11 protein-coding genes and 1 pseudogene are annotated in these 8,772 nt (G+C 51.8%); 5 read left to right on the top strand and 7 right to left on the bottom strand.

Annotation, left to right across the window (positions count from 1 at the left end):
• Both CUC53_RS13780 and dhaK read right to left on the bottom strand, forming a co-directional pair.
• Positions 1-97: pseudogene (locus tag CUC53_RS13780) on the bottom strand (dihydroxyacetone kinase); the annotation flags it as partial.
• Between the two features lie 15 nt (positions 98-112).
• Entirely contained in the window at positions 113-1,183 is a 1,071-nt protein-coding gene (dhaK, locus tag CUC53_RS13775; RefSeq protein WP_100294690.1) for a dihydroxyacetone kinase subunit DhaK, read from the bottom strand.
• Positions 1,184-1,862: 679 nt separating this feature from the next.
• Here dhaK and CUC53_RS19075 point away from each other — a divergent pair.
• The 3 genes from CUC53_RS19075 to CUC53_RS13765 all read left to right on the top strand — a co-directional run bounded on the left by CUC53_RS19075 (position 1,863) and on the right by CUC53_RS13765 (position 3,445).
• The gene (locus CUC53_RS19075) at positions 1,863-2,228 is read left to right on the top strand and encodes a pentapeptide repeat-containing protein (protein WP_201796769.1); all 366 of its coding nucleotides are present in this window, start codon (positions 1,863-1,865) and stop codon (positions 2,226-2,228) included.
• Positions 2,185-2,463: a pentapeptide repeat-containing protein gene (locus CUC53_RS19600; protein WP_201796770.1), complete on the top strand. Its 279-nt coding sequence runs from the start codon at positions 2,185-2,187 to the stop codon at positions 2,461-2,463. The genes CUC53_RS19075 and CUC53_RS19600 overlap by 44 nt, the downstream gene beginning before the upstream one ends.
• Before the next feature lie 349 nt (positions 2,464-2,812).
• The gene (locus tag CUC53_RS13765; RefSeq protein WP_100294689.1) at positions 2,813-3,445 is read left to right on the top strand and encodes a hypothetical protein; all 633 of its coding nucleotides are present in this window, start codon (positions 2,813-2,815) and stop codon (positions 3,443-3,445) included.
• A gap of 49 nt (positions 3,446-3,494) precedes the next feature.
• Here CUC53_RS13765 and CUC53_RS13760 read toward each other — a convergent pair whose 3' ends face one another.
• From CUC53_RS13760 to CUC53_RS13740, 5 genes are all read right to left on the bottom strand, one after another.
• Complete coding sequence (locus CUC53_RS13760; RefSeq protein ID WP_100294688.1) at positions 3,495-3,989, bottom strand: DUF6392 family protein; 495 nt, start codon at positions 3,987-3,989, stop codon at positions 3,495-3,497.
• 60 nt (positions 3,990-4,049) lie between these two features.
• On the bottom strand, positions 4,050-4,544 hold the full coding sequence (locus tag CUC53_RS13755) for a DUF6392 family protein (protein ID WP_201796768.1): 495 nt from the start codon (positions 4,542-4,544) through the stop codon (positions 4,050-4,052).
• Positions 4,541-5,395, bottom strand: coding sequence for an S-type pyocin domain-containing protein (locus CUC53_RS13750; RefSeq protein WP_157798281.1), 855 nt, complete (start codon positions 5,393-5,395; stop codon positions 4,541-4,543). The genes CUC53_RS13755 and CUC53_RS13750 overlap by 4 nt, the downstream gene beginning before the upstream one ends.
• Positions 5,396-5,523: 128 nt before the next feature.
• The gene (locus CUC53_RS13745; protein ID WP_236757927.1) at positions 5,524-5,895 is read right to left on the bottom strand and encodes a PAAR domain-containing protein; all 372 of its coding nucleotides are present in this window, start codon (positions 5,893-5,895) and stop codon (positions 5,524-5,526) included.
• Positions 5,896-6,177: 282 nt separating this feature from the next.
• Positions 6,178-6,939 (bottom strand): DeoR/GlpR family DNA-binding transcription regulator, encoded by a 762-nt coding sequence (locus CUC53_RS13740; protein WP_100294686.1) that lies wholly within the window; start codon positions 6,937-6,939, stop codon positions 6,178-6,180.
• Between the two features lie 255 nt (positions 6,940-7,194).
• Here CUC53_RS13740 and ltnD point away from each other — a divergent pair, with 255 nt between their 5' ends.
• Positions 7,195-8,103 (top strand): L-threonate dehydrogenase, encoded by a 909-nt coding sequence (gene ltnD / locus CUC53_RS13735; protein WP_100294685.1) that lies wholly within the window; start codon positions 7,195-7,197, stop codon positions 8,101-8,103.
• The coding region (gene otnK / locus CUC53_RS13730; RefSeq protein ID WP_167386759.1) for a 3-oxo-tetronate kinase at positions 8,100-8,772 on the top strand (673 nt) is incomplete at its 3' end. The genes ltnD and otnK, both read left to right, overlap by 4 nt.

Here is an 8,772-nt window from a genome sequence, read left to right as displayed (position 1 = left end):
CGATGTCGGTATCCAGCGCGGTGAGGTAGTCACGCTGTTCGGTAAAGATGTGTTCGCAGTCGAGCAGCCAGTTGACGATGTGATGTTTGCTTAGCATGAGAGTAAAGGCTCCTTAGCAACCGCGACGCAGGGCGGGGGTGTGAACGGGGGCATCCCACAGGGTCATCAGCTCATCATCCACCTTGAGCAAGGTGATGGAGATGCCGGTCATATCGAGGGCGGTGCAGTAGGGGCCAATCAGGTTGCGCACCAGCTGAATGCCTGCCTCTTCGCACCGGGTAGCGAGCCGACCATAGACGCCATAGAGCTCGGAGATGGGGGTGCCGCCCAGACTGTTGACCAAGGCGATAACCCGATCGCCCTTGTTGAGCGGTTCGATAAAGGTGTGCTCCTCCTGCCAGCTGCCGGAGGCTCTGTCCCAGTGGCGCAAGGTACGGCCATAAGGGGTGTTGTCAGCCAGCTCCTTAAACATGTCGTCCACCAGGGTATTGAGATCGGTGAAGGGGCGGCGCGCGATGCCCGGCTCGCCGTGGATGCCGACGCCGAACTCCATCTCGTTATCGGCGAGGGTGAAGGAGGGCTTGCCAGCGGCAGGCACGGTACAGGCATGAGTGGCAACCCCGATGGTGCGGCTCTGGTTGTTGATGCGGCGGGCCAGCGCTTCGCAGCGGGTCAGGTCATAGCCCGCTTCGGCGGCGGCCCCCACCAGCTTCTCGCACAACACGGTGGTGGCGACGCCACGGCGCCCAGCGGTGTAGAGGCTGTCTTTAACTGCCACGTCGTCATCGATCAGGGCAAAGCCCACCTTGACCCCGTCACCGTGCAGCAGCTCGACCGCGGTTTCGAAGTTGAGCACATCGCCGGTGTAGTTCTTCACCAGAAACAGCACGCCTGCGCCACCATCCACGGCCTGGCCACACTCGTACATCTGATCTGGGGTCGGCGAGGTGAAGACCTCGCCGGGGCAGGCGCCATCTAGCATCCCTTTACCCACCAGACCGCCGTGCATCGGCTCGTGGCCGCTGCCCCCACCGGAGACCAGCGCCACCTTGCCCATCACGGGGGAGTCGGCGCGGGTGATGTAGTGGGGTTCGATACGTACCTTGAGCTCGGGGTGGGCGGCTGCCATCCCCATCAGTTGTTCACGGACCACCGCATCGACGGCATTGATCAGTTTCTTCATAGCTCACTCCTTGGCTTGCCACCGCACGGGTGGGCAAATGGTTGATGAAGCCAGTCTAACGACAGAAAAAGGGATAAAAATGACGGCTGATTTGGTTCGGATTTGAAACAGAAAGCGCGGCTGCGCGTTTCAAACTGAAACAACCAGTGCGGTAATGAAGTGAAACTGTTAGCCGCCTCACAGCCATGAATGGCATCAGCACGGCCACCTGCTACAGGCCTGCTGCGAGGTATTGGAAGATGAAAACCGTTATCTCATCCAGAGATAAGCTGGGGGTGCATTAAGGTCGAGATCATTGCCATTGCAATAGCAAAAACGGGTGGGGAGAGGGTGAAGCGACACAGGAAGAACGTGAAGTAAAAAAGGACACCTCTCTTGTCTGTGCGGGTGACGCTACGTCTTACGCATCAAGGTGGGTGTCCTAATTTCATCCATTTCATTATTCAGATATATCTCGCGGTAAACGTTGGGCTTCACTTCGCTCAGCACTAACCTACGATTTTTAGCCCAACATAAGGGATATCCGCGAAGGTGAGCTGATGATTCATGCTGAACCTTATCCCTGATGCCAAGTGGGACTCATGATCTCACATCAGGGACTTGTTCGCACCTTCCCTAACTTAGTATGATTTTAAGGTGAGTTTTGTATTTTTCTTGATTATTAAATTTTGGAGGGCTAATGCTGAAGATTAGCAATGGTAAAGAGTTTTTTAAGCAATTTTTTGAGAAGCAAGAACTGATGTTCTTAGAGTTTGAAGGTATAGTTTTTGAAGAGTGTGAGTTTATAAGTTGTGATTTTACATCGACAACTTTCTCTCAATGTAAATTTATAGATTGTTCATTTAAAAAATGTAACTTGAGTTTGATTAAAGTGCCTGATTCACGCTTTATTGATGTTGCTTTTTTAAACTGTAAATTGGTAGGTGTCAATTGGACGAGTGCATATTGGCCATCATTCAGATTTGAATCGCAAATAAGCTTTACTAAGAGTATTCTAAACGATTCTTCTTTTTTTTGGTTTAAAATTAAACGAATTAAAGATTGATGAGTGTAAATTACATGAAGTCGACTTTAGAGAGGCTGACCTTCAGAATTCGTCACTAACGTATTGCGACTTTCTTAATAGTATGTTCGCGCATACAAATTTAAAGAATGTTGATTTTACTGAGTCATGCAATTTTAACATTGATATATTCAACAACAATATATCCCAAGCGATCTTTACACGATCAGAAGCAATAAGCTTATTAGATAGCTTAGATATCGTGCTTATTGACTAATCTTATCTGTCACTCCGCAGGGTACTGACAACTTAAAAAGGATACCTCTCTTGTCTGTGCGGGTGGCGCTACGTCTTACGCATCAAGGTGGGTGCCCTAATTTCATCCATTTCATTATTCAGATACGTCTCGCGGTAAACGTTGGGCTTCACTTCGCTCAGCACTAACCTACGATTTTTAGCCCAACATACGGGATAGGGTGCAGGGTTCAAATTTTACCGCCAAACAGATAGTTTTTTGTATGAGAAAATACGCGTATTATTTAAACACAACCCAAATCATTACCCTGATTATTTGGGCTATAAGGTTTTCAGCAAACCCATGAAAATAACCGTTAAAGAGAAAATGTATGACCACTTTATTAAAACAATTAACATCCATATTACCACCCCAAATGCTACTGCCAAGTGAGCTGCTGCAATTATATCAATGGGTAGAAGATAATGGACTCATCGAAGAGTATGATGGATTTTTATATGGTCGGATTAGTAATGATTGGGAAAACACACCAGATATAACGTTAACAGCCTCTTACCAGTCGAGCCTTAAATACTGGTTCGATATACCAGAAATAGCCAATGAAATCGCATCTCGGCTAGTAATCTTTGCTAAAAGTGGCATGGATAGCTCTATGCTAGGGATATGGATTGATGATGATAACTGCTTGAAATATGTTCATCTTGGCTCAGGTTCTGGCTCTACACTCTGTTGTGTTATTGCCAATAGCACTATTGAGTTTTTAACTCTTATTTCAATTGGATATAGAGAGTTAGGCTTTGTTAGTGATTTTACATTAACCCCTGAAGAGAATGGAGATGAGCCACAAGTTAACCAACGTTTTATTGATTGGTTAAAAGATAATTTTAATATTAAATCACCATCTAATGGCGCTAACATTGTAAAAAATCCAGCACAATTGTGGGATGATGAAACAACAGATAATTTCTGCGCGTGGTGTAAGAAACAAATCGCAAAAAAATAATAAATATGCCTTAATAAAGTCAGCCAACAGAGTTGACTGACTTTATCTATTACTTAATAACAATAGATGATGGTAGTGGTTTCCAATTCACCAATGAGGCAGGTTTGAATGTTACAGAAATAGCTTTGAGTTGAGTGTCATAGCGAATGAGCATCGCTATCGACGGAGAGCCCTTTGATAACTCATAGTAATCAACGCCACCAAAAAACCTATTGACTATTTTGTGTGGTGGGTGAAAGTGCACAGGTTCACCCAATTTTTCCCTTATCCTACTCTGATTCATCCCCTCCCATAATGGGGATGGAATCTCATTAGGGAAAACATATCTCTCATTTTTCTCATCAATTAGGCGGATTGTGATCTCAACCAGTTTATGACTATCTCTATCAAACGTTAAAAGAAGCCCCTCTCTGGCCATGTCAAGATTAACAACTTGACTTCCTGAATCCCCTCTTGGTTTGCTCTTATAGGGAATAAGTTTGGCCTCTAATAACGCGTCGTAAGTTACGCCAAGGTGGTTAATTAATAGTGCAACATTCACCATTGATGACTCACTAATATAGTAATGGCGGCATATTAGCTAGGCCGCTAATACGTGATAAAACTAAATCAGCAAGGAAGGATCTAATTCTTTCCATTGCACCAAGGCTGTTGGTTTAAATGCGACACCAGTCACAATCTGGGCCAAGTTATAATATAGCAACATGCTAATTCGCTGTTCACCAAACTTCATAATGTAATGGTCTACCCCCCCGAATCGCCTATTTACGACCTGATAAGGTGGGTGGGAATTATTAGGCTGACCCAATTGCTCACGAACTTGGGGGCGATACATGTTCTGCTGAAGAGGTACAGGAAGCTCATTAGGAAATACATATTTGCTATTGTCTTCACGGATCAAATCAATATCCACTTCGACCAGTTTTCTAGTCGCACGATCGAAAGAAAGGAAAACCCCCTCTTTTATCATATCTAAATCAATTTCGGTGCAACCAGAATCCCCCTTAGGCTTGGTTTTATATGGGATATAACCATCATCAAATATCGACTCATATGTTCGCCCCAAGCTGTTAATCAGCGCCTTCACATTCACGGTCATTTATACCACCCCATTTTTATGTTTATTTGGTGCATTTCTTGATGTGCCTTGTCGATCTCTGCATCAGAAAATCCCTCATTTTTAAGACATCCCCTGATGGCCTGCATATTGCTATCTACCGCACCCCTCAGGTCGCTTGCTTCCATATGAATCCGCATAGGGCTGTTACGTCCACCATAGGTTTCACTGCACTTTTGATGCACCGACTTAGGGATAATTAGTGCAGCAACATCTTTCTTCATTGACTTTCGGTCTTTAGCCTTCATCGATGGGTCTAGCTGCTTGAGGTATTGATCTATTGCCGCAGCTGACGGCATATGGTCTGCATGAGCCCCCAGTCTCGGCCTACCCTGAAAACCCTTATAAGTGTCCGTTTCCAGCAACTTCACGGGCGGCTTGCTAAACACCAGATACAGCGGCGGCACACCCAACGATACCGGAAACGTGATGATGCAATCATCCAGTTCGCCACCACTCGCCGGAAAGGTTTCCAGCTCGGCATCCGGCGCATCGGGGATCGGCCTCACCCAAATATTCGAGATCTCCATCCCGTTTTTGTCTGGGTAGTAACTGCTGGCGTCAGGGATCTCCCCGCTGCTATCCGGATACCATGTCAACGTCGGGCCTTGCGGCACCACTGCTACCACGGCGCTCCCTTGCTGCCGCGCATGAATAACAGGAACCGAATCCATCCCAGAGGCCGCGCTGGTGTGGATGCCGCACACCTGCATTTTGCCCTGTTCGTCTTCGATAAACCGAAAACGAACCCGCGTTGCCGCCCGGCTCATCGCCCGTAACTGCTCATCGCTGTAGAGGGTGCCGTCCGCCAGTTGTGACGGCCAAAAGGCCATCAGAAACGCGCCAGAGGCCGCCCCTGTGGTGCGCAAGGCCCATGACCCTAACCCGCTCGGGGCGGCCCCTGAGATGCGCCCTAATGCGATCTCCGTGGCCGTGCTCTGTGCTCCGCCATTAGCCATAGTTAGCGCCCCCCACGTACTGGGGCTAACACGATCGCCTGCCCGAAGTTAATCAATGGCTCTGGTCCGTTGCCTGCCTCAATGGTGGTGGCGGGCACGGTGCATGACTTGGCAAAGATGCAGGCTAGCTGTTTGGCACTGTCTGCCATCGCTTGGCTGTCTCGCAGGCTGGGGGCGAGGTCACCAATGATCACCGTACTGGTACCAATCACTAAGCCGCCACAATCAATCTCACTGCCAGTGAGAGCGGCAGGCTTGCCATTAAAAAACACCGTCGAAGAGCCCGTGGTGATCGTCCGATTGTGGGGTGGGCTGCCCGGTTTGGCGTGAGGGGCGAGCGCGTCGCCCACTCTGGCTGCGGGTTTGTGGTCGATGAAGATGTCTGGCGAACCTTCGATGATCGGGGGGGGGTGGGAATCCTTCGTGATCGGTTCCCATGTCGCCGACGGTCGCGGCTATTGTGCCATAGGCCGCTAACGGGACCATGTGATGTGGGTACGGTCTGCCATATTTCAGGCTTTCTGACAAGGCGTGGCGCAGGAGGACCCCCAGCTTATCCTCTTCTACACAGCATACAGAGAGTGTTAGCGGGCTCGCTGTGCAGGCTGATGGCTGCGCCCCGTTAGTGGGCTGCGAGCGACTGCCTCAGTATGGGTTTAAAGCACCAAGGTCAGCTCGACCCCATGCTGAGCCAGTAGCTCGCGGGCGCTCTCTGGCAGTTGCCCATCGGTGATCACCTGATCGATCGCCTCCCATCCCACCACGTTGAAGGTGCCCACTTTGCCATATTTGGAGGAGTCGCAAATCAGAATACGGGTAGCGGCGGCCTCGACCACCGCCCGTTTCACCGGCACCTTTTGTTCACTGGGGGTGGAGATCCCCATGGCATCCCACGAGGAGGCTGACAAAAACGCCACATCAAGATGCAAATTACGCAGAAAATGGGCGGTGGCCTCCCCTGCGCAGGATTGGTTTTCTCGGATCACTTGACCACCCGTGTGGTAGAGGCGGCCTTGGCCATGCTCAATCAGGTAGGCACAGACCATAAAGTCGTTGGTCACGATCATCAGGTCTTCCCGCTGTGCCAGTTCGCGGGCGAGTTCAAGGGAGGTGGTGCCAGCATCGAGATAAAGGGTGCTGCCCGGTGCCACTTGGGCGGCGGCATGGTGGGCAATGGCCAGTTTGGCCTCTTGCATCAGGCTGCGCTTAGTGGCGTGGGAGGGCTCACTGGTGATCCGCTCAGAGAGACTGACGCCGCCCGATACCGAGAGCACACGTCCTTGATCTTCGAGCTTTTGAATATCGCGCCTGATGGTCATGTGGGATACCTGCAGCCGCTCGGTCAGCTCGGTAATGCTGACGGCGCCACGCTCTGCCAGCAGGTGCAGGATCTGTTGCTGTCTCTCTACGGGGATCATGGGTCATCCGTAATGCTAAAACGGGTGCCCATGTTACCCCAGCCAGATGGGAAATTTTGATAAAAAGCGATCTTAGACTCACACTTCACAACAAATCACATGTTAAGCGCGGAAAAAATCACTCATTCGGCTCTCAATTCCACTAAATAACAAAAATTAACACCATATAGGTTAAATTTTGTGATGCTTGCCTGATATTTCACCATTACAACCCCTTACTATGCGGCTCATTCGTTGTAATCGAGGAACTGACAGATGAGCACTCCCTATCACGTTGCCATTATTGGCTTGGGCGCCATGGGCATGGGCGCCGCCCGCTCCTGCCTGCGGGCTGGCCTAACCACCTACGGCATAGATCTTTCTGCTACTGCCCAAGCGCAGTTGCAGGCGGCTGGCGCTGCGGCCGTGATGGCCGATGCCCGCCCCATTGCCGAGACCTTGGATGCGGTGCTGCTGCTGGTGGTGAACGCCACTCAGGTGCGCCAGATCCTGTTTGGTGAGAGCGGCTTGGCCGCGCACCTGAAACCGGGGACGGGGGTGATGATCTCCTCCACCATTGCCGCTGACGAAGCTGCCGCCTTAGCCCGTGAACTGGCCGCGCTGGAGTTGTTGATGCTGGATGCGCCTGTTTCTGGTGGCGCCCTCAAGGCCGATGCCGGTGAGATGACGGTGATGGCCGCCGGTGCCGATGCTGCCTTTGCGCGGCTGCAACCGGTGCTGGATGCGGTTGCGGGCAAGGTCTATCGGGTGGGCAGCGAGCCGGGGCAGGGCAGCACGGTCAAGATCATTCACCAATTGCTGGCTGGGGTACACATTGCGGTTGGCGCAGAGGCGATGGCTCTGGCCAGTCGGGCCGGCATCTCCCTTGATCTGATGTATGACGTGGTGACCCACGCGGCGGGTAACTCGTGGATGTTTGAGAACCGGATGGCGCGGGTGCTGACGGGGGACTATCAGGCCCGCTCGGCGGTCGACATCTTTGTTAAGGATCTTAATCTGGTGGCCGACACGGCCCGCGAACTGCGCTTCCCCCTGCCGTTGGCCAGCACCGCCCTCAACATGTTTCTTGCTGCCAGTAATGCGGGCCATGGCAAGGAAGATGACAGCGCCGTGATCAAGATCTTCGACGGCATTACCCTGCCGGGCACGGAGGGCAAAGCATGAAACTGGGGGTAATTGCAGACGACTTTACTGGGGCCACCGACATTGCCGGTTTTCTGGTGGAAAACGGCCTCGCCACCCTACAGTTTGCGGGCATTCCGCCAGCGACAGATTTAACGGGGGTGGATGCGGTGGTGATCAGCCTTAAGAGCCGATCTTGCCCAGCCAGCGAGGCGGTGCGCGACTCCTTGGCCGCCCTTGCTTGGCTCAAGGCCCATGGTTGCCCGCGTGTTTACCAAAAATATTGCTCCACTTTTGACAGTACCGCAGCAGGCAATATCGGCCCAGTGACCGATGCCTTGTTGGCGGCGTTAGACAGCTCGCTCACCCTGATCTGCCCAGCACTACCGATTAATGGCCGCACCGTCTATCAAGGCAATCTGTTTGTGGGTGCCGAGCCGCTCGCCGAATCGGGGATGCGTCGGCACCCCATCACGCCGATGACCGATAGCAACTTGCTGCGGCTGATGGAAGCCCAAGCCGAGGGGCGGGCGGGGCTCGTCCCGTTTGCCACCATCGATCAAGGGCCGCAGGCGATTGCGGGCGCCTTTGCCCAGCTGGCGGCGAACGGCGTGCGTTATGCGGTGGTCGATACACTCACCGAGCAGCACCTGCTCGACATCGCTCGCGCGGCGCTCGACATGCCGCTGGTCACTGGGGGCTCTGGGCTGG

This window comes from Aeromonas cavernicola (assembly GCF_002795305.1).
Lineage (GTDB): Bacteria > Pseudomonadota > Gammaproteobacteria > Enterobacterales > Aeromonadaceae > Aeromonas > Aeromonas cavernicola.
The sequence above is the reverse complement of the archived record's forward strand: the minus strand, read 5'-3'. Positions and strand labels throughout refer to the sequence as shown.